Raw genomic sequence first — 21,241 nt, 5'->3', positions numbered from 1 at the left:
GATGACTCACCGGGCAGCGTCGAGCTGCCCGGAATGAACAGCGGGAACGACAGCGGCAAGCGCGGCTGGCGCGGCCTCGGTCTCCTTGCCAGGACGCAGCAGGAAGGCCGCGAAGGCGGGCAGCAGGACCACCGCCGCCACCGCATTGGCGACGAACATCATGGTCAGCAAGATCCCCATATCGACCTGGAACTGCAGGCCCGAGAACAGCCAGGTGCAGACCGTCGCCGCCAGTGTCAGCGCGGTGAAGATCACCGCCTTGCCGGTCTGGTGCAGGGTGTTCTCGTAGGCCGCGCGCAGGCTCATGCGCTTGGACAAGACGTTCTCCTCGAGCACGCTGTAGATGTAGATGCCGTAGTCGACACCGATGCCGGCGGCGAAGGCGGCGACCGCCAGGTTGGAGATCTTGATGCCGATCTGCAGATGCACCATCACCGCGTAGGAGACGATGTGCACCAGGGCCAGCGGCACCAGCACGCAGATCAGGCCGGCGAAGCTGCGGAACGAGGCCAGCACGCACACGCCGATGCCCAGGAACAGCCACAGCAGCACGGTGTGCTCGGTGTCCTTGATGACGTCGTTGGCCGCCGCCATCACCCCGACATTGCCGGTGGCGAGGCGGAACTTCACCGGTGAATCGGCGGGCTGTTCGGCGATGAACTTGTTCACCGCCGCGACGATGCCGTCGATGGTCTCGGCCTTGTGGTCCTTGGTGAACACCAGGACCGGCATCGCGCTGCAATCCTCGTTGAGCAGGCCGGTGGAACTCGGGAACGGCTGCACGGTGATGACCAGCGCGCCGCTCTCGCGCGGCAGCGTGTTGAACTTCGGATTGCTCTCGCTGTAGCTGCTGAACACCTTCTGCTGCAGCTTGGGCAGCGACAGGGTGGACTGCACGCCCGGCGTGTTTTCCATGCGCCAGGCGAAGCGGTCCATCAGCGAGACCACCGCATGGTCGATGCAGCCGTCGGTCTTGCTCTCGGCCACCACCTTGAGCACATCGACGCCGATGGCGAACTTGCTGACCACCTCGGCGGAGTCGAGGTTGTAGCGGGAGTCCGGGCGCAGCTCGGGCACGCCGGCGTGCAGCTCGCCGATCTTCAGATCCTGCGCGACCCACTCGCCCCAGGCCCACAGGCCGGCTGCGACGACCAGCACCGTCGCCGCCACCGGCTTGAGCGTGATCGCCGACAGCGCATGCCAGATCGGCGCCAAGCGGCGGTCGCGGCGCTGCTGGTGCAGGCGGAATTTCTCCGGATCCGGCACCGAGGCGAAAGTCAGCAGGCAGGGCAGCAGCATCTTCTTGCAGAGCACGATCGCCGCCAGGCCCAGCATGGCGTTGATCGCCATCTCGCGGATGATGTCGATGGGGATCAGCAGGATGGTGCCGAAGCCGACGAAGTTGGTGGCCAGCGCCGAGAGGCCGGGGATGACCAGACGGCGATAGGTGGCGCGCGCGGCATCGAACGGCGGCAGGCCGTTGTCGGCCACCTCGTTGAGCCAGAAGCTGGTGATCTGGATGCCGTGCGAGGTGCTGATGGCGAGCACGATGAAGGGCATCAGCACCGCGAACGGGTCCAGAGCCAGGCCGACCAGATGCAGCAGGCCCAGCTCCCAGATCACCGCCAGCACGCCGCAGGCCAGCGGCAGCAGCGCCACCTTCGGCGAGCCGCAGTACTGCCAGAGCAGCAGCCAGACCAGGAACACCGTCAGGCCGAAGAAGCTGAACACCTCGATGGCGCTGTCGGCGATGTCACCCACCGCCTTGGTGAAGCCGATGATGTGCACCTCGACATCGGCGTTGTAGTCGGGGTTCTCCGCCTCGCGCACCTCCAGCTGGTAACCACGCAGGCTGAGCGTCTGTTCGACGCCGTCGGCGCCGGTCTGGCTGAGCTCGAAGCCGCGCAGCGGAAAGCTCCAGCCGCGCTCGTCGACGTAGCCGCGCTTGACCAGCTCCCCGGCCTTGAACGGCGGAACGTCCTTGGCCAGGCGGTACTCGTAGAGCTTGGCGCTGGTGAAGCGGCGGCGGATGTCTTCGAGCCGGTGCGCGGTTTCCAGATAGTCGAGCTTCTCGCCGGTGACCGGATTGCGCTCGAGCAACTCGGCGAAGATCATCGCGCCGTGCTGGTCATTGGCGACCAGCCGGCCGGTGATGCCGGCCTTCTCGACGTTGGCGCGCACCTGCGCCAGGCCCTCGGGCGTCGGCTTGAAGTCCGCCGGCACGACATTGCCGCCGGCGAAGCCGCCTTCGACGACTTCCAGATAGCGGACGTCGGGGGTGAAGATGGAGCTGACCCGCGAGCGGTCCATGCCCGGCGTGAAGTACACCGCGTCGGTGGCCTTGCGCAGCGTCGCCATGAAATTGGCTTCGTAGATGTCGCCGCTTTTGCGGGTGAGCGCGACCAGGGTGACGTTGGCGCCGCCGAACTCCTTCTGGTACTGCTTGTAGATGCTGATGTAGGGGTGACCCAGCGGCAGCTGCTTGTCGAAGCCGGTGTCGATCTTCAGATGGGTCGCCTGCCAGCCCAGCACCGCCGTGATCAGGGCGATCACGGTGAGGGTGATCCGGCGCCGGCTGAAGATCAGCGGCTCGGTGATGCGTACAAACGCCTGTGAAAAGGCACTGCGGGAGTCGTGCATGCCCAGCCTTGGTAGTAATGAATGAAGTAGTCAGCGCGACGGCCGTTGCGGCCGCCTGCGCACAGCGCTTGGAGCGATCAGGTCAAAGCCCGCCCTTCAGGCGGGCTTGCAGCGGCAGCGGATGGTCCGTGGCGGGGCGGGAAGCATTCGCTTCCCCAAGCCACGCGGGCGCTGTCCATAGCTCCGCGCGGCGGCATCAATCAAGGCAAACCTCATCGTCTCTCCTTCGGGGCTTTTGCAGCCCTTCTGCAACGCACTATTGGCCACGGTGCCGGCAGCTCGCCGTGGCGCTTTATTGCTCTTTGCAAAGATGGTGCGCCGGGCCGAAACCAGCCGTCACCCAACTTTCGGAAGGAGATTTTTTCAGCACCTGGAATGGCTCCGATGGCGTGCTAGGCTTCCCCGCGAATGATGGAAAGGCCAGTAAAAACTGGTGGAGACGAGGAGAACAACGTGGAAGCCAGCCGCGCGGCCGAAGTCGCCGAAGGCCCGGCCGTGGGCTTGCAGAACCCCGCTGTCCTGGAGCTGGACCGGCAGCGCCTGCTGGCGCTCGACAAGGGTCAGCCGATCATGGTCGCGGAAGCGCCTTCCGGATTCGGCAAGACCGTGCTCGCACGCAGCTGGCTGCGTCGGGCGCCCAAGGCAACCTTACGTGTCTGGCTGTCGCTCACCGACGAGGACCGCGACCCGACGGTGTTTCTGGAGCGGCTCTCGCTGGCGCTGTTTGGCCCCGGCAGCCGGCTGTGGGAATCGGCGCTCGATGACGAGGCCGATCGCGCCGACCGCTTCTCGCGGATCGCCGACCGCCTCTCCGATGCCCAGCGGCCGACCTGGCTGGTGTTCGACGATGCCCACTGCCTGGCGGGCAGCCCCAGCCGGCTCTACCTGCAACGCCTGCTCGCCGGTGCCGGCGCGCATCTGCGCATCTTCATCACCCTGCAACCGGTGGCGCTCGATGTTTCACTTGGCGAGCTCACCGCGCGCGGCAAGGCCTGCTGGATCAATGCCGGCACGCTGGCCCTGACCCGCGCCGAGATCGAAGCCTGCGCCAGGCTGCGCGACCAGCACCCGGAGGCGCAGCAGCTGGACTGGCTGCTACGCGCCACCCAGGGCTGGCCGGCGCTGGTGCAGCTGGCGCTCGCCACCTCGCCGGACAGCGGCCGCTACGTGCCCGGCAACATCGCCAGGCTGGGGCCGGTCCGCGAGTACATCTACGAACGCTTCCTGACCCGCCTGGAACCCAGCGAGCACGAGATGGCCTGGACGCTGGCCTGCGTCGGCAAGATTCCGCTGGATCTGCTGCGCGCGCTCTCGGCCACGCGCACCGATCCCGACACCCAGCTGCCGCGTCTGCTGGCGCTGGGCATCGTGCAGCAGGACGACTCGGCGGCCGAGGTGATGATCCATCTGCATCCCCTGGTCTCGGATGCGATGCTGCGTGCGCTCTCGCAGGAGCGCGCGCTGCGCAAGACCCAGCTGCAGCTGGCGGCCGCCGAGTGGTATTGGCGGCATGGCAGCGGTGCCGCCGCGGTGCGCCTGTTGCTGGAATCCGACGCCGAGCATTTGCCGCAGGCGCGCGACTGGCTGGTGGAGCTTTCCAATTCCCTGGTGTTCAAGAACGGGCAGCATCAGACCCTGCTGGATCTGGTCGAGCACTGGGAGCACGTCGCCTCGCGTTCCGACGCGCAGCTGGACCGGATCGCCGCCTGGGCACTGATCTTCCAGCGCCGTTTCAGCGCCGCCGAGGATCGCCTCCAGCGCGCCAGCGCCGGCGCGGCCAGCCACGACGCCGGCGACGAGATGCAGCTGCAGCTGGCGGTGAGCAGCGCCTTGCAGGACGACTACGACAGCGCCGGCCGGCGGGCATCGGCCTGGCTGGCGCGGCACCCGGGCGAGTACTCCTTCTACTCGGCGGCGGCCTGGTCGGTATACGGCTTTCACCTCAAGTGCGTGGGCGACATCGCCGGCGCCAGCGCCGCCCTGCGCGAAGCGCACATCGGCTACAACAAAACACAGTCCGGCTTTGGCACCACCTGGGCGTTTCTGGTGGGCGCACTCACCATGATCAAGATGGGCCGGCATCGCGACGCGCTGGCCGAGGTCGAGCGCGGCCTGGAGCGCTGCCGCGAAGCCTCGGGCCTGGGCGGCCAGCGGGCGATGCTGCGCAGCGTCGAGGCGTTCATCCGCTATGAGCGCAACGAGCTGGCCAGCGTCACCGATGTGCTGAGCGATGTGCTGGTGCTGCTGCCCGATCAGGGCGCGGTCGACACCATCACCCTGGGCTACACCGCCGCCGCGCGCCTGCGCGCCGCCTCCGGCGACATCGGCGCGGCGCTAGACATCCTTTCCGAAGGCGAGCGTTACGGCATCCAGCGCGAGTTTCCGCGGCTGTCGATCAGCCTCGGCGCCGAACGCGCGCTGCTGCTCTTGCGCAGCGGCGCCACTGGCCAGGCCCGGCAGGTCGCCGAGGCCGCCGGCCTGGTGCCGGATGCGACTTCCGCCGGCGGCCTGAAGTGGGACCGCGCCGGCCGGCTGTTTGCCCGCCTGGCGCTGGTGGAGGGCGAGTTCGAGCAGGCACATAGTCTGATCGATCCGCTGATCGCGCATTCCCGCGCGGCGATGCAGCGCTACAAGCTCTGCGAGCTATTGATCCTCTCGGCCCTGGCCCACGAGCTGCGCAACGACGAGCCGGCGGCTTTCGCGGCGCTGCGCGAGGCGCTCTCGCTGGCAAGCGCGGAGAGCTATGTGCGGCTGTTTCTGGACGAAGGCGGCGAGCTGCATCGCTTGCTGGGGCGCTGGCTGAAGTCCTGCCCCGACGCCGCGCGCAGCCAGCCGGAGGCGATCTGGGCCGAGCGCATCCTCGCCACGCTGGATAGCGCGCAGTTGCGCCAGAAGCCCGCCGGCGATGCGCCCTTCGAGCCCTTGAACAAGCGCGAGCGGCAGATCCTCACCCTGCTCGAACAAGGCTTAAGCAATGCCGAGATCGCGGCGCGCTGCTTTCTGGTGGAAGGCACGGTGAAATGGAACCTGCACAACCTCTACGGCAAGCTCGGCGTGCGCAGCCGCACCGCCGCGCTGCGCGCCGCCAGGGCCCACGGCATCCTCCAGCAGTAGCTCCGGCGGCCCAGCCTTCTGACCGGCAGTAGCGCACCGCTCGCGGATTTCCGATCGATTGATAGGTGACGCTGTGCACGGCCCGGAGCAAGGATGCTCCCGTCGACGACCTGCGCAGCGTTCAGGCTGCCAGCAAGCACTGCAGGTTCGTCGCAGCCATCGCCATTTCGTTAGGAGACGAACCATGAGCAATACCGCGCCTAGCGCGTGCCCGGCCCACAGCAGCAGCGGGGCCTATTCGATACCGATTGAAGACATCGACGTCAGCAATCCCGAGCTGTTCCGCCGCGACGAGATCTGGGGCTATTTCGAGCGCCTGCGCAAGGAAGACCCGGTCCACTACTGCAAGCAGAGCCAGTTCGGACCGTATTGGTCGGTGACCAAGTTCAAGGACATCATGCAGGTTGATACCAACCCGCAGATCTTCTCCTCCGAATCGGTCTACGGCGGCATCACCATCCTGGAGAACAACAAGGCAGCCTATCTGCCGATGTTCATCGCCATGGACCCGCCCAAGCACGACGAGCAGCGCAAGGTGGTGAGCCCGATCGTCGCGCCGGAGAATCTCGCCAGGCTCGAAGGGCTGATCCGCCAGCGCACCAGCACCGCACTCGACAGCCTGCCGGTCAACGAGCCGTTTGACTGGGTGGAGCGGGTCTCCATCAACCTCACCACCCAGATGCTGGCGACGCTGTTCGGCTTTCCCTGGGAGGATCGGGCGAAGCTGCCGTACTGGTCGGACGTGGCGACCAGCCTGCCGGGCCAGGGACTGATCGACTCCGAAGATCAGCGCATGGCCATCCTCGGCGAGTGCGCGGCCTACATGACCGGCCTGTGGAACCAGCGCGTCAACGCCGAACCCGGCAACGATCTGATTTCCATGCTCGCCCACGACGAGCGCACCCGCGGAATGTCGCCGGAGGAATTCCTCGGCAACATCCTGCTGCTCATCGTCGGCGGCAACGACACCACCCGCAACTCGATGACCGGCGGGCTGCTGGCGCTCAACCAGAATCCCGCCGAGTACCGGAAGCTCTGCGATAACCCGGAGCTGATCGGGCCTTCGATGGTGCCCGAGATCATCCGCTGGCAGACGCCCCTGGCCCATATGCGCCGCACCGCGCTGATGGATACCGAGCTGGGCGGCAAGAAGATCCGCAAGGGCGAGAAGGTGGTGATGTGGTACGTGTCGGGCAATCGCGATGCCGAGGCGATCGACAACGCCGATGCCTTCATCATCGACCGCGCCCGGCCCCGCCACCATCTGTCCTTCGGCTTCGGCATCCACCGCTGTGTCGGCAACCGCCTGGCCGAGATGCAGATCCGCATCCTCTGGGAGGAGTTGCTCAAGCGCTGGCCGCGCGCCGGGCAGATCGAGGTCATCGGCGAGCCGCGGCGAGTGCCTTCACCGTTCGTGAAGGGCTACGAGTCGCTGCCGGTCCGCATCAACGCCTGAGGCGCCCCCTTGCGCTGGCGGAGAACTCCGCCGGCGCAAGGCCCAAGGCGGGCGCACCTGCCAATACGCAAACGATCAAGACCCATCGGGGCCAGACCCCGCCCGAGCTCGCATAGCCAGATCCGCCACCGCGCGGCCCGCCGGCGACCCAGGGAAATCCACTGGAGTAAGCAATGCCGAAAGTCATCTTCATCGAACACGACGGAACCACCCGCAGCGTCGAGGCCAGCCTAGGGGCCTCGATCATGGAGACCGCGGTATCCAACCTCATCCCCGGCATCGACGGCGACTGTGGCGGCGCCTGCGCCTGCGCAACCTGCCATGTGCACGTCAGCCCGCCCTGGCTGACCAAGCTGCCGCCGATGGCGGACTTCGAGAAGTCGATGCTGGAGTTTGCCGCCGGCAGCGACGCGTCCTCGCGCCTGGGCTGCCAGATCAAGATGACGGCGGAGCTCGACGGCATCATCGTGCACACGCCGCTGGGTCAGCACTGAGCTGGCGGAATCAGGGCTCGCGGCGAGCGCGGGAGCCGAGCCAGGCGATCAGTGCCCGCCGCTGTCCACGCTGGGCTCGGGCGCCGCATATCGCTTCCAGCCCCAGCGCTCCCGCACCACGTAGACCAACAGGGCGACGAAGCCGAGCAGCAACACCGCCACCGCAATAGGCAGCAGCCAGGCCAGCGAGGGCAGGAAGATGCCGAGCGCGCAGAGCAAGACGCCGGGCAGATAGAAGCGCGACCACAGCCAGTTGTTGGCGATGGCCGGGTGCCGGCGTTCCACCAGCTCACCGGCGCAAAGCGGACAGACCAGGCGGCCCTCCGGTCCCGGCTGCCTAGGAACCCGCCGCAGGCGAAGCGAGGCCGCGCAGTGCGGGCAACGGAAGTCCATCAGAGGGTCGAGTTCGGATAGCACCTACTGGATCCTTGGGTATTGACCTCCGGCATCTGGCCGAGGGCTGATGATCGCGAACCAGGACACTACACCAGCGCGTCTCGCCAGGCGGCCCGCTAATGGAACTGGACGGCGATGGAGAAGCGCGGCGTGCTCGCCGACAGCGCCGGTGGCGGCGGCGGAAACGGCGCGGCCCGGCGCACGCAGCTCAGCGCCAGCTTGTCGAGCAGGACATTGCCACTGGAGCGGACGATCTCCAGCGAGCGTATCTGTCCGCTGGTGTCTAGCGAGAACGACACCACGGCCTTGCCAGCCAGACGGATTCCGGGCGGCTTGGCGGCGGAGATGGCGAGCCACAAGCGCTGCCGGTATTCCTCCTCCAGCGCGCTGTCCTCACCCGAAGCAGGAGCTTCTGCGGGTGACGCCTCGGAGCCGGGCGGAAGCGGGGCTTCGGTCGCGTCTTCCACTGAGGATGGCGCCGCCGGCGCCGATGGCAGCGGCGGCAACTCCGGAACTAAAGTCGGGCTTAGAGGCTCAGCACCTGCGGCCCTCGCAGGCAAGCGCGCCGGGCTCTCCGCCGGACTTTTCCTAGGCGGCGCCGGCCTCGTTATGGGCGGCTCCCGCGCCGCCTCCATCGGCGCGGGCACGGCCAGCAGGCGAACCTCGATGGTGCGGCGCACGGTGGTTGGCGACGGTCCGGACGCGAAGGACCATTGCCACAGCAAGGCCGCCAGCACCGCATGCACCAGCAGGCTCGCGGCGACGCCCAACACGGCGCCGCCACGAACCTGGAAACGCCGCTGGCTCGATGCGCTATTCACGCCAGGCCTGGACAGCGAGGCCGATCAGAAGCGGATGCCGAAGCCGACATTCACCGATCGTCCACGCCCCGGCACCGGCCGCAGCACCCCGGTGGCGTCGTAGTCGCCCAGCGACTGACCACCGAGCGGCAGCGCGTAGCCGGCGTCGAACAGGTTGTCCACACCGAAGTCGATGCGGTAGCGGCCCCAGGTATAGCCACTGGCGAGGTTGACCAGGCTGTAGCCGGCGGTTTGTGGTTCTACGCGCGTGGGATCGACGCGGGTCTTGGCGTCCACCACGACCAGCTGCAACTGCGTGTTCCAGCCGCGCCGTTCGTGCTCCAGCGCCAGCGTCGCGTTGAACGGCATCTGGTGATACAGCGGCGCGTCGTCGTCGAGGTTGTTGCCACGCAGCCAGGAGGCGCTGGCATTGACGCCGGTGCGCCCCAGCGTGGCCGAGTTCCACAGCAGGGCCTGGGCGGAAAGATCCAGGCCATACAGCTCGGCCTCCTGATTGCTCAGCTGCAATTGCACGAAGCCCTTGGAGAGGTCTTTCAGCTTCACCGCGTCAACGTAGTCGTGCACGCGGCTGTAATGGGGCGTCGCCCTGACCGTCCAGGGCCGCGCACCGCGGCCGTCGAGCTGCAGACTGGCGCTGAGGCTGTCGGCGACTTCCGGCTTGAGTTGCAGATTGCCGACATAGCCGTTGCCGTCGCCGAACCAGCCGATCATGCGGCTGGACATCGAGCCACGCCCCCAGGAATAGCGCTCGTAGAGATTCGGCGAACGGGTCTTGCGCGCGTAGCCGAACTCCAGGGTTTTCCCCTCCGTCGGCGTGTACCGCAGCAGCGCGGTGGCGTCGACATTGCTGTCGCGCCGTGCATGATCCTCGGCATTGAACGCGCTGGCGGCGGCGGCATCGGCGGCGCTCATCATCCCCATGCTGGAGTAGGGCTGCACGTCGCCGGCGTTCATCCACACCAGGTCGTTGCGCAGGCCCAGCAGCGAGGTCCAGCGCGGGGTCCACTTCGCCTGCCATTCCACGAAGCTGCCGAGCCGGGTGCGGCGGCCGTCGTTGATGTTCAGATAGGTATCGGGGCCCATCATCATGCTGCCCGGCACCGGCGGCCAGTAGTCGTCGAGACTCTGACGCTGCAGCTCGTTGCCGACGCGCAGCGCATCCCGCGACGACAGCAGGATGTCGGCCTTGACGAGATAGCCGGCGGTCCGCAGGCGCGTCTCCATCGGCATGCCTCCGTTCGCGGAGCCGCCCTTGTCGTCGAGGAAGTTCATGCTGTGCTCGGTGTCGCGGTAGTAGGCGCGTGCCTCCAGGCCGCCCCAGTCGAACACCTCCCGCCACCTGAGATTGCCCTGGGCGGAGCGGTTGAAAGTCATGTCCATGTACTGGTTGGGAAAGCCTTCATAGGGCGAGTGCTGCAAGCCCAGTTGCAGCTCGAACAAGCCGTAGGCGCTCTGCGTCGCGAGGTTCAGCGTCTGGTCCAGCTTCTCGTATTCGCTCGAGCGCACCACGCCATCCTGGTCGCCGCCCTGGTAGTTGCCGGAGCGCACGCCGGAACCGGCGTAGCTCAGGTGCAGGCGCTCCGAGGCGAGCGTGGTCTTCAGTGCCGCGCCGACGGCATCGCCATTGCTGCGGTAAAAGCTGTTGATCGAGCCATCGAAGAGCGTCTTGCCAGGCTCGGCAAAGCGCGGATCGGCGGTTTCCACCGCGATGGTTCCGCCGATGCTGTCACCGCCCAGACTGACCGGCGTGATTCCGGCGATCACCTGGATCTGACGCACCGTCTGCGGGTCGGTGTAGGACAGCGGCGGATTCATGTGATTGGGGCAGGCGCTGTCGATCGGCACGCCGTCGACCAGCACCTTGACCCGATCGTCATTCAGGCCGCGCAGGCTCGGCAGGCTGGAGAATCCGCCGGCGGCGTAGGCGCTCACGCCCGGCAGAACGCTGAGCAGGCCGGCGAGGTCGCTGCTTGCCGGCGCCTGCCGCAACAGCGTGTCGGCAGACAGTGTGGAAGTGGCCAGCGGCGCCTCCAGCGGTTCGGTGGTGGTGGCGGATTCGACGGTGAGGTCGGGCAGGCTGAGGTCTTGCTGAGCAAACGCCGGGGTCGCGCAAAGGCAGGCCGCGGCGGTGGCGATGAGCCGCTTGCGGAAGCAGGCGGCGTGGCGCGGGGAGTTGGAGCGGGGGGTCATGGAAATCCTTGGATGCGGCGGCATCACTGGCGTCGCCAGGCAAGGGAGCCAGGCGGCGCCGCGCTAGCGGGGAAGAGCCGAGATCGGTGAAGACTCGGATCTGCGTGGCCGATGCCTCGACAAGAGGGGAGCAGGCTCGGTGCCGGCTGGCGCAGGCTTGCGCCAGAACGCCGTGAGCATCTGGACCGCCGCGAACTCTCGCGCCCGGCGCCAGTCGCGCCGAACCTCGTCGAGGGAGTCGGAGATCGCCCGGAGAAGGGCGATGCGGATCAGGCGAGCCCGGGCGGCCCGCGCAGAGGTGGCAGCCAGAGCTGCTGTACCGAGGGCGGCAGGCGTAGCGCTTCGGGCAGCGACGGCGCCTCGGTGATGCTGGGGAGCGCGAATACCGGAAGCTGGCCACCGGCGAGTTGGCCGGCGTGCATGCCGACACAGAGATTGCAGGAGAGCTTGGCCAGCTTTTCGTGATCGCTCTGCCGCTGCTTCAGCAGCTCGGGCAGTGTCGAGGCCTGAATCTTTTCCAGCAGCGCCGGCGAGAGGTCGCCGCAGAACGCATACAGGAGAGGGTCGCCATTGCGCTTCGCCCAGGCCTGCGCGTGCGCCATCGGCAACAGCCATTGCCCCATCAGCGCCAAGAGGCTGAGTAGCAGGCCGAGACGGAATCGCTTCGCGGTTTTCACGTTTGCCATTATGCCACCGACAAGACGAGGCCCAACCGACTGCGGGTGGTGCGCGATGAGCCATGTGCCGAAGAAGCCGGCGCGCTGGGCTTCATCGACCAGCCGACGAACTTGCGAGAGTGTAGATCGACGACGACGGCTAGGTAGAGCCAGCCCGGCCAGGTTCGGATGTCAATCGCTGGCTGCCCATGGGCTCCCTCCTATGCTCACGTCATAGGCTCGGGGTGCCTGCGCATCGGGACAAGTCCACCAAACTCGTTCAGAAGTCGAACAGCTCCCCAAGCAAGGACTTGGGCCGCTTGTAGGGCCGCTCCCCGCGATGGGCGTGTCCGGGGCGCTCCATGAGCCGATCCCGATCCCGATGCTGGGCAGAACCGGGGCCTTCGGACCGCTCAATCAAGCGGTCGAGCTCTCCGCGGTCCAGCCATACTCCCCGGCAGTTCGGGCAGTAATCGATCTCGATCTCCTGCCGGGTCGTCATGGCAAGAGGTATATCGGTGCAGACGGGGCATTTCATCGACTTGGCCTCGCGTAGTACCTAGAACGTGAAGATGCGGCCTCGGCGGAGGAGGCTGCGTGGGTGCCGCCTGAGGCGCGGTCGCTCATCGCTCAGTCTCCGCCGACGTTTCCGGCTTGGGGGCGAAGGGATAAGCGCTTCCCTTCGCGCCCTTCGGCGGGATGTACAGCGACAGCACCATCGTCACACCCAGGATCAGGGCGGTACCCACCAGGGACCAAACGACGGGGATCTTGTAGATGTCGATCAGCAACATCTTGAGGCCGATCAGGACGAGCACGACCGCCAGACCGTGGCTGAGCAAGTGGAAGCGCTCGTGCACCCCGGCCAGCAGGAAGTACATCGCACGCAGCCCGAGGATCGCGAAGACATTCGAGGTCAGCACGATGAAGGGGTCGGTCGTGATCGCGAAGATCGCCGGAATCGAGTCGACCGCGAAGACCATGTCGACGATCCCGATCAGCACCATCACCACCGCCAGCGGGGTCAGCATCCGGGTGCCTTGCACCGTGGTGAAGAACTTTTCGCCGTCGAAGCCCGGAGCGATCCGCACCTTGCGACGCACCCAGAGCAGGGCCGGATTGGAATCGAGGTCCGGCTCCTTGCCGGCGGCCCACCACATCTTGAAGCCGGTGAAGACCAGGAAGGCGCCGAAGAAGTACAGCAGCCAATGGAATCGCGCGATCAGCCAGGCGCCCACCAGAATCATCACGGCACGCAGTAGCAGAGCGCCGAGCACGCCGAACATCAGTACCCGCTTCTGGAACTCGGCGGGAACGGCGAAGTAGGTGAAGAGCATCAGGAACACGAAGACGTTGTCGACGGCCAGCGCCTTCTCGATGAGATAGCCGGTCGTGAACTCGACGGCCTTGAGATTGGCCAACTCACGCGCTGCCGGGTCCGAGCCGAGTCCGCCGAGGTGCCACCACATCCAGCCGACGAAGGCGAACGAGACCGCGACCCAGATCAGGGACCACAGGCCCGCCTCGCGCATCGAGACCTTGTGCGCGCCCTGGCGATTCATCGCGAAGAAGTCCAGCGCGAGGGATACCAGCACCAGGCCGCCGAACAGCGTCCACATCAAGGGAGTACCGATGCTGCTCATGAACCGAGTTCCAGCTTGCATTGCCCGGACGCTGAGTGGCGGTCGGAGATCCGGCGAGCACGTTTGAGCCGCCGCGTCAGCGCGCGTCTGGCACGCTCGGCGGCGCGGTCAACGGCCAGGTAGAGATCCTGTCTGGCATCGGTCACCACCACCGGGGCAGCGCCGTCGACGTGGAGCACCAGGTGGCACTGCTTGTCGATACCTCCACGCGGGCCGTTCTGATCGGACAGATGGGCCGTGATCTGGCGCAGGCGCGGCCCCAGCCGGCCCGCAATGGCCCTCAACCGCCTGGCGACGTGGGCCACAAGGCTGGGCGTCAATCCGAATCCTTTGGTCTGGATGTCAATTTGCATGGCAGCTTCTTCTCAAGCTTTGGGAAGCGGCATTCTTTGACGACGCGCTAACAAAGAAAAGCAGATAAATATTTAAGGGCTATCCCGTCTTTTCTGATTGGCGGCGACCATAGGGCCCTGCCCGCAGGCCCGCACAGGCGGAAGCAGACGAAGGCCTTCGACGCAGGGCGCCACAGGGATACCGCTGCATAGCCATCAAGGCCGCTAGCCGGACGCGCTGAACAGCACCTCGACCATCGCGTTCTGACGGCGAAGCCGGGAAGCCACCGCGTAAATCGGCTGATGAAGAGCGTCGGTCCTTCCTAGCACCTTCAACCCGTGGTGACGGCAGGCCTCCCGCTCAACTGTGGACGGAACGGCAATCGCTCCGAGCCCCTGTTCCGCAAAGGCCTTCATGAGCGCGCTGTCGTCAAACCGGCCGGTCAGCCTGGGGTGGACGTTGTTGGCGACCCACCATTGCTGGATGGCCAGCGTCATTGAGGAGTCCGCCGAGCCGAGCAGGAACGGCATTCCATCCAGGCGATCCGGAAATCGTCCGGGATAGCGCTCGGCGACGGCCGGCGCGGCCAGGAAGCTCAGCCCAGGCTTTACGAGCATCTGCACGCGCAGGCTGGCATTCAGCTCCGCCAAGGGCGGAGAGTCGGAGAGCACGAGGTCCAGTCGGTGGTCGAGCACCTGACTCACCAGCAGATTGAGAGGCCCTTCGGTGCAGTAAAGCTCAAGTTGTTCCGGCTTCTTCGCGATCACCGGCCGGAGCAGCTTGGTTGCCAGCATCTTGGGAACGCTATCGGTGATGCCGATCCGTAGGCGCGTCCGCCGAGGCGCCGTGCGGCCGTCCATCACGGTGACGAGTTCTTCCCCCAGCGAGAAAATCGACTTGGCGTACTCGAGCGCCGCTTCCCCCTCGGCGTTGAGCAGCAAGCGCCTGCCGAAGCGGTCGAACAACTGGCGCCCCATCGCGCTTTCGAGTTCCGCGAGCTGCGCACTCACGGTTTGCGGAGCGACGTGTAGCGCTTTCGCGGCGGCGGTGACTGAACCCTGCTGTGCCACCGCCGCGAAGTAGCGCAGGTGCTTGAAGTTCAGGTGGCGCAGCCCTGGCATCGCAGACTCTCCGTGATCGATTGGCGATCTTAGTCTGCAATTGAGCGACAACCGCCTGGGTGCTGGCGCGCCAGGCTTTGATCGCTGGCGGCTTGGAATGACTGGCGGCGCCTGAGACCACCGCGACCTCGGCGCTTCTTACTTCCGCCCAGGGATGAGGGAGGGTGAAGGGATCGGATTCCGGATGCGGGCCGCCCGCGCACGCAACTGGCCACAGCCGCCCTCGATGTCCTGCCCAGCCGACTGGCGCAGCTTGGTGAGCACGCCGCGCAGGTGGAGGTCGCGAGCAATTTCGCGTGCCCGGTCCCAGCTCGGTCGTTGGAAGGGCAGATCGTCAACCGTATTGAACGGAATCAGGTTGAGCACGGCGTAACGACCCTTGAGCAGACGGACAATCCCGTCGAGCTCGGCCGGGCCGTCGTTGATCCCTTCGAGCAGGGTCCACTGATACTGGATCGGATAGCCGGTGCGGCGGGCGTAGTCATCGCCCAGCGCCACCAAGTCGTCTGGCGTGATACGGGGCGCACGCGGCAGCAGTTGTTCGCGCAAGGCCGCGTCGGTCGTGTGCAGCGACAAGGCCAGCGCCGGCTTTACCGTGCCGCGCGGCAGGCGCTCAAACACACGCAGGTCGCCCACCGTGGAGAACACCAGGTTCTTGTGTCCGATGGCTCCGCTGGTGCCGAGCAGATCAATGGCCTCCAGCACCGCATCGAGATTGTGTGCGGGCTCGCCCATGCCCATGAACACCACTTTGCGGACGGGCCGGCGTTGGCGGCCCAACACCACCTGGGCCACGATCTCGGCGCTGCCGATCTGGCGAATCAGACCCGTGCGGCCGGTCATGCAGAAGACGCAACCCACCGCACAGCCAACTTGGGTGGAGACGCATAGCCCGTCGCGGGGGAGCAGCACGCTCTCGATAGTCTGGCCATCTCGCAGACCGACGAGGAGCCGCTCGGAGCCGTCCTCGCTCGGATGAACAGAGCGCAGTGCCACCAAGGCCGAGAGATCAGCCTCCAACTGCGGCAAGGCCTCGCGCACAGGCCGCGGCAGAAAGTCCTCGAGATTGCGCTTGCCGGACGATGCCGAGGCCTGAGCCCACTGACGCAGCAGGTACTGCTCGTGGATCGGTGCCGCACCGGCGAGCCGCAGTCGCTCGCGGATTTCAGCGACGTGCATGGCCACCACGCTCATGTGGGAGGGTAAGAAGGGATGTGGTCAAGCCGGCCTCGGTCAAAACCTGGGAAGCGGATGGTGCACGTAGTCCGATCCATTTGGGCAAGGACGCCGGGATCCCGCTGGGGGAGCAAGCCGCTTGATTCCCGTGCCTTAGTCCGCCGGCCGCGTGCCACTGCACTTGGGATACGTACTGCAGCCGAAAAACGCACGCCCTTGATTGGCACCCTGTTTGGCGACCCGCCGCACCATCGCTGATCCGCACTTGGGACAGCTCGGTGCTGCCTGCATGCGGGCTTGCGCCACCGGCGGCGACACCGGCGCGGTTGGCGGCGTTGCCGAGGCCGGCCGGCCGGTGGATCGCAGCAGCCGGTTGGCGTCCAGCAGGGTGATGTTGCGCCCTTCGGCAAAGGCAAGGGCATCGGCGGTAAACGGGCCGATCGAGACGACGTAGGCACCCGTCGCGCCCCGGGCCGCCATCACGCCGAACAGCTCGCGCACCACGCTGACGCCTACCTGCGTGGCGCGCCACTGCTTGCACTGGATCAGGAAGGTTTCCGCGCCCTTGCGGGCGATCACGTCCACACCGCCGTCGGCGCCTTCGGGCGTGAAGCTCACGGCGTAGCCCTTGCGCTCGAAGTAAGCACCGACCACCTGCTCGAACTCGCGCCAGCTCAGCGCCTGCAGCGGCGCACTGGCGCCGCGGCTTTCGGCTTCGCTCAGCAGGCGCGCCCGCTGACGGCGCCCCAGCCAGGATGTCAGCGCGGCTAGCAGTAGCGCGACGGGAACCAGCCATTGCAGGAACACCCCCGCCACCTGCGCCATCGTCACCAGTATCGCGTCGCGAAACTGGTCGGCATTGGTGGCGGGCGGCGGCCTGACTTTGGAGAGCGCGTGAAAGCCGAAGTAGGCCAGCGGCGCCAGCGCCAGGCAGAGCTGCCAGGGCAGCTTGGAGAGCGCCTCGACCCAGAGGTCGAAGTCGGATTTGCGTCGTCGGCGTGCCATCCCGGAATTCCCTTTCTGTTGCCTGCGCTTCGCCTCCCGCGAAGCCGAGGCCAATAGCCTGCCGCAACTAGGCCGTTAGGCCAAACACCTGGCGCAGGCGCTCCACCGTGGTCCGCCACTTGGGCGTGCGCGGCTTGCACACCGTGTTCTGGTTGCCGAACAGGCCGATCTCGTTGAAGGCCTGCTCCACCGGCACCGTCTTGAGCCAGCGCACCGGCACGAAGTATTCGCTGCGGTCCGGGTCGTCGGCGTACTCGCGGTGGTAGTGGCCGCCCTGGAGCAGGCTTAGCGCCGCCTGCCCGGCAATCTCGTACTCGCTGGCGCGGACACGCGGGCCAGTGACCTCGCCGACGCCGACAAAGCCATACCCTGGCGCCTTCACCCACAGCCGGTCGCCGACGCTCAGCAGGTTCAGTGTGTTGCTATACCAGCTTCCACCGCCGGCGCTGATAAAGCCGTAGCGCCGCGCCTCTTCCCAGTCGCGTGCGCCGCTGTGGTCGTAGTTGGCGTAGACCTCGCCGTTCCAGGGCTCCTTGTCGCCCTTGGCGCTCACCGCCGCGTTCACTTGCGTCTCGCCCGGGTCGATCAGCCAGGTGCGGCAGAGCAATTGCTCGGCACCGTGGGCAAACACCTGGAAGAACAGCACGTTGATGGGAATGTCGCGCTCGTTGAGATAGCCGACGATGCGCTCGGTACTGGCATCCAGCGAAGCCGCGACGACGACGATCTGGTGGCCGCTGTTCAGCGTCGTCTCGTCCAGCGCTTGTCCGAAGCGCGCCTCGAAGTCGCGGGTGAGACTGCTGCCCGGCTTGAAGCGCTTGTAGATCTCGGCGATGCCCTGGCTATCCAACCGCTCCACCCAGCAGGCGTAGTCCAGCGCCTGGGCCACCACCTCGCGCGGCGTGCGGTCGCGCTTGAGTTCGATCAGCACCAGGGTGCCGTCCGGCGCGATGGCGAGCAGGTCGATGATGCCGCCGGAGCCGGTTTTCTCCTGCCGGCCGATCAGCATCCACTCGTCGGAGAGCATGCTCGGCGCGGCGACGATCATGTCTTCCAGCGCCTTCTCGCTCGGCAGTTGGGACTCGGTCAGCAACTGCGGCGAATTACCGACCTTCCAGATGGCATTGCGGATCGGCATCAGGCGGCCTCCAGTATGGATTCAGCCGGCGCGAGCACCTCGTGCAGCAGCGCATTGAGCAGACGACTACGAGTGCTATCGCGACGACTGAGGCTGGCTTCGAGCTGATCGCAGAGGGACATCAGTTGATCGACCTGAGAAACGATTTGCGCCTGAATGTGCAAAGGGTGACATGGAACCGACAACGACTTCAGATGATCGGTCGTCAGGTTCTTCAATCCGCTGTCTTTTACTACATCGTCGAAATATGGCTTTCTGTAGATAAGCACCAAGTAAAGGTACTCAGGAAGGATTGAATCCGAAATTCGGCGGAAGCCAATGAATCCGTCATGGATGCAGGCGTCGACGGCAAGAAATGCCGGCAGGCCATACGAGCCGCTAATTGCAATCACCAAGCTACCCGAAATCATCGGTCGACTAAGCCTCGCGCCTTCCTCAGTTAGAGAGTCGAGTCTTGGAGTTACGCGCTTTCCATCCCGAGTGATATCTGCAATTAGTAAGCGGGGTATCGATCCTCCGTAGTAGCGAGGATCGGCCTTCGGCCTTGGAGAAGAGCCGCGAACAATGGTCGCCAAACTTCCAAGCGGCGCTTCGTCAGCTGCCGGCGCCGCAAGCATTTTCCCCTGCACGGCAAGGTTGAGAATGGTGCGTCGGAGCTGCTTGATTTGATCGGGGCGGGTAGTGAGGTCAGGAAGGACCTTGAGGGCGAAGCGGGCGTCGGACTGGAAGGACGATTCCCTAGCCGCATCGCCATCTTGCGATGCCAGGGGCTCGGGGGTGTTGAGGCGGGCGAGGGTCGATGCCGTCAGCCGGTCGCGCGTCGCATCGCGCTGCGCTCGCGCCGCTTCCAGCCGGTCGCACAGCGCCATCAGTTCCTCGACCTTGGCGACGATGCGGTGTTGTTCGGCGAGGGGCGGAAGCGGGAACGGAGAGTGCGCAAAGTATTCGGCCGGGACACGCTTCTGGCCGGCTGTGCCCGTCATACGCGGGATTCCGGTCTCGATGAAGTACGAACTCTTCAGAAACAGCAGCACGTACTCCGGCGAAACCATCAAGGGCCGAACAACATGCAGCTCTGTAGTGCCACTGCCGATTCCGCCGCTGAGGTTTCGGAAGACGGTCGATTTTCCGTTCTCAAAACACGGAGTGATCTTCGCAAGGCCCACGTCGCCATCAGCGAAGTGGGTGTAACCCTTCTTGATCTCGCCCCACTTGCGCGGCTCGTGCTGATGCGCAACTCCTAGCTCGGCGGCGATCATTGGCATTGGCACGAACGAGGCCTGAGCGTCGTCGTCGGCATCGACCCGCGGGCTGATAAAACCGATTTCCGCCAAGCACGACCACCGCCACGACTTCGGAAGCGCGCACGGCGGGTCATCAGGTGACGGCAGATTCTTAGGTTGTCGAGCCTCGCCAGCTTTCACGCGCCGGGCTTTCTCGCTCGCAATCCGCTGAAGCAGGCCTCCAGCGGATTCCTCGTTGTCGGATTGCGGAACGAGCTTTCCTCGCACCGCAATGTCGAGGACAAACCCGCGCAACCACGCAATCGCGTCAGGCGCTTCGGCAACACGCTCGTAGTGCGCAAGCAGTTGCTCCGCATTCATCGCAACAACGCCTCAGCCAGAATCGCCTTCAACTGATCGCGCAGCTTCGCCGTCTCCGCCTCCGCCGCCTCCAGTTCCGTAAGCAGGGTTTGCGGATCGCCATGATCGTCGGCGACGGTGTGGGGGTTCTTGATGTCGAGGTTGTAGCCGCGCGCCTTGATGTCCTCGATGCCCACACGCCAGGCCTGGGGCGTCTCCTGCCGACCTTCCCGCTCGGCGCCGCCCCACCAGTCCACGCAGCCTTGCAGGTGCTCGACCTTGATCGGCTTGGTCATGGAGTAGGCTTTTTGGCCGGCGGGCACCTGATGTTCGTAGTACCAGACCTCCTTCGTCGGTGTGCCCTTTTCGAAGAACAGCAGGTTGGTGCCGATGCTGGCGTAGGGTTTGAAGACGGAGTTGGGCAGCCGCACGACGGTGTGCAGGTTGCATTCTTCCAGCAGGTGTTCCTTGAGGCGCGTCTTTACGCCCTCGCCGAACAGCGAGCCGTCCGGCAGCACGATGGCGGCGCGGCCGTTTGTCTTGAGCAGGCGGATGAACAGGGCCAGAAAGAGGTCGGCGGTTTCCTTGGTGCGGAAGTGCTGGGGGAAGTTGGCCTCAATGCCGTCTTCTTCCCTGCCGCCAAAGGGTGGGTTGGCGAGGATGATGTCGACGCGGTCCTTCTGCTCCCAACTGATGTAGGGGCGGGCCAGGGTGTTGTCGTGGGCGACAAAGCTGGGGAACTCGATGCCGTGCAGCAGCATGTTGGTGACGCAGAGCATGTGCGGGAGCTGTTTCTTCTCGACCGCGCGCAGGCCGGCCTGGAGCTTGGCTTCGTCCTCCGGCTTCTTCACATAGCGGTCGCGCATGTGGCGGATGGCGCAGGTGAGAAAGCCGCCAGTGCCGCAACTCGGGTCAAACAGCACTTCACCCGGCTTGGGGTCGATGCGCTCGGCCATGAAGGCGGTGACGGCGCGCGGCGTGTAGTACTCGCCGGCGTTGCCGGCGCTTTGCAGATCGTTGAGCAGTTGCTCGTAGATTTCGCCAAAGTGCTTGCGCTCTGCGAGGTCGTTGAAGTCCACGGCGTTGATCTTGTTGACCACCTGCCGCATGAGCTGGCCGGACTTCATGTAGTTGTAGGCGTCTTCAAATACGCCGCGCACCACGCGGGCGCGGTTGGCGGCGCTGCCGCTGGCGCGCAGCTCCTTGAGCGTGGGAAACAGATCGCCGTTGATGAAATCGAGCAGCAAATCGCCGGTGAGACCTTCCGGGTTGGCGGCCCATGTGCGCCATTGCAGGCGCTTGGGGATGGGCGAGCGGAAGTCGTCGCGGGTGAGCTCCAGCTCCTGATCCTGGTCGTCAATGATCTTGAGAAAGAACATCCAGCAGAGCTGCGAGAGGCGCTGGGCGTCGCCATCGACGCCGGCATCCTGGCGCATGATGTCCTGGATGGATTTGACGGCGTTGCGTACAGACAT

The 21,241-nt window shown here is 65.8% G+C and carries 17 protein-coding genes; 3 read left to right on the top strand and 14 right to left on the bottom strand.

Annotated features, from left to right (window positions below; genetic code table 11):
- Positions 1-6: 6 nt before the first annotated feature.
- Positions 7-2,640 (bottom strand): efflux RND transporter permease subunit, encoded by a 2,634-nt coding sequence (locus AC3WT6_RS02880; protein ID WP_492652050.1) that lies wholly within the window; start codon positions 2,638-2,640, stop codon positions 7-9.
- Between the two features lie 453 nt (positions 2,641-3,093).
- On the opposite strand from AC3WT6_RS02880, the gene AC3WT6_RS02875 reads away from it, so the two are divergent.
- The 3 genes from AC3WT6_RS02875 to AC3WT6_RS02865 all read left to right on the top strand — a co-directional run bounded on the left by AC3WT6_RS02875 (position 3,094) and on the right by AC3WT6_RS02865 (position 7,704).
- A complete protein-coding gene (locus AC3WT6_RS02875; protein ID WP_492652049.1) occupies positions 3,094-5,754 on the top strand; it encodes a LuxR C-terminal-related transcriptional regulator in 2,661 nt (886 codons plus the stop codon).
- Between the two features lie 184 nt (positions 5,755-5,938).
- Positions 5,939-7,210, top strand: a complete 1,272-nt coding sequence (locus AC3WT6_RS02870) for a cytochrome P450 (protein ID WP_492652048.1) — start codon at positions 5,939-5,941, stop codon at positions 7,208-7,210.
- 173 nt (positions 7,211-7,383) lie between these two features.
- Positions 7,384-7,704, top strand: a complete 321-nt coding sequence (locus AC3WT6_RS02865) for a 2Fe-2S iron-sulfur cluster-binding protein (RefSeq protein WP_492652047.1) — start codon at positions 7,384-7,386, stop codon at positions 7,702-7,704.
- A gap of 48 nt (positions 7,705-7,752) precedes the next feature.
- Here the strand turns inward: AC3WT6_RS02865 and AC3WT6_RS02860 are convergent, their stop codons facing one another.
- The 13 genes from AC3WT6_RS02860 to AC3WT6_RS02800 form a co-directional block, all read right to left on the bottom strand.
- Entirely contained in the window at positions 7,753-8,121 is a 369-nt protein-coding gene (locus AC3WT6_RS02860) for a hypothetical protein (protein WP_492652046.1), read from the bottom strand.
- Positions 8,122-8,216: 95 nt separating this feature from the next.
- The gene (locus tag AC3WT6_RS02855; RefSeq protein ID WP_492652045.1) at positions 8,217-8,921 is read right to left on the bottom strand and encodes an energy transducer TonB; all 705 of its coding nucleotides are present in this window, start codon (positions 8,919-8,921) and stop codon (positions 8,217-8,219) included.
- Positions 8,922-8,945: 24 nt separating this feature from the next.
- Positions 8,946-11,111, bottom strand: coding sequence for a TonB-dependent receptor (locus AC3WT6_RS02850; RefSeq protein WP_492652044.1), 2,166 nt, complete (start codon positions 11,109-11,111; stop codon positions 8,946-8,948).
- Positions 11,112-11,380: 269 nt separating this feature from the next.
- Positions 11,381-11,788: a hypothetical protein gene (locus AC3WT6_RS02845; RefSeq protein ID WP_492652043.1), complete on the bottom strand. Its 408-nt coding sequence runs from the start codon at positions 11,786-11,788 to the stop codon at positions 11,381-11,383.
- A gap of 259 nt (positions 11,789-12,047) precedes the next feature.
- The gene (locus tag AC3WT6_RS02840) at positions 12,048-12,305 is read right to left on the bottom strand and encodes a TFIIB-type zinc ribbon-containing protein (protein ID WP_492652042.1); all 258 of its coding nucleotides are present in this window, start codon (positions 12,303-12,305) and stop codon (positions 12,048-12,050) included.
- An 85-nt stretch (positions 12,306-12,390) separates the two neighbouring features.
- Positions 12,391-13,410, bottom strand: a complete 1,020-nt coding sequence (locus AC3WT6_RS02835; protein ID WP_492652041.1) for a TerC family protein — start codon at positions 13,408-13,410, stop codon at positions 12,391-12,393.
- Positions 13,407-13,763: an HPF/RaiA family ribosome-associated protein gene (locus AC3WT6_RS02830; RefSeq protein ID WP_492652040.1), complete on the bottom strand. Its 357-nt coding sequence runs from the start codon at positions 13,761-13,763 to the stop codon at positions 13,407-13,409. Before AC3WT6_RS02830 ends, AC3WT6_RS02835 begins: the two co-directional genes overlap by 4 nt.
- A gap of 204 nt (positions 13,764-13,967) precedes the next feature.
- On the bottom strand, positions 13,968-14,864 hold the full coding sequence (locus AC3WT6_RS02825) for a LysR family transcriptional regulator (protein ID WP_492652039.1): 897 nt from the start codon (positions 14,862-14,864) through the stop codon (positions 13,968-13,970).
- A 138-nt stretch (positions 14,865-15,002) separates the two neighbouring features.
- Positions 15,003-16,043: an RNA methyltransferase gene (locus AC3WT6_RS02820; RefSeq protein WP_492652838.1), complete on the bottom strand. Its 1,041-nt coding sequence runs from the start codon at positions 16,041-16,043 to the stop codon at positions 15,003-15,005.
- Between the two features lie 150 nt (positions 16,044-16,193).
- A complete protein-coding gene (locus tag AC3WT6_RS02815; RefSeq protein WP_492652038.1) occupies positions 16,194-17,045 on the bottom strand; it encodes a restriction endonuclease in 852 nt (283 codons plus the stop codon).
- 67 nt (positions 17,046-17,112) lie between these two features.
- Positions 17,113-18,183, bottom strand: coding sequence for an endonuclease NucS domain-containing protein (locus tag AC3WT6_RS02810; RefSeq protein ID WP_492652037.1), 1,071 nt, complete (start codon positions 18,181-18,183; stop codon positions 17,113-17,115).
- Positions 18,183-19,787 carry a restriction endonuclease subunit S gene (locus tag AC3WT6_RS02805; RefSeq protein ID WP_492652036.1) on the bottom strand — a complete coding sequence of 535 codons (1,605 nt, stop codon included), beginning with the start codon at positions 19,785-19,787 and terminating at the stop codon, positions 18,183-18,185. Before AC3WT6_RS02805 ends, AC3WT6_RS02810 begins: the two co-directional genes overlap by 1 nt.
- Positions 19,784-21,241, bottom strand: a complete 1,458-nt coding sequence (locus tag AC3WT6_RS02800; RefSeq protein WP_492652035.1) for an N-6 DNA methylase — start codon at positions 21,239-21,241, stop codon at positions 19,784-19,786. Before AC3WT6_RS02800 ends, AC3WT6_RS02805 begins: the two co-directional genes overlap by 4 nt.

This window comes from Stagnimonas sp. FW305-C-60 (assembly GCF_058782965.1).
The sequence above is the reverse complement of the archived record's forward strand: the minus strand, read 5'-3'. Positions and strand labels throughout refer to the sequence as shown.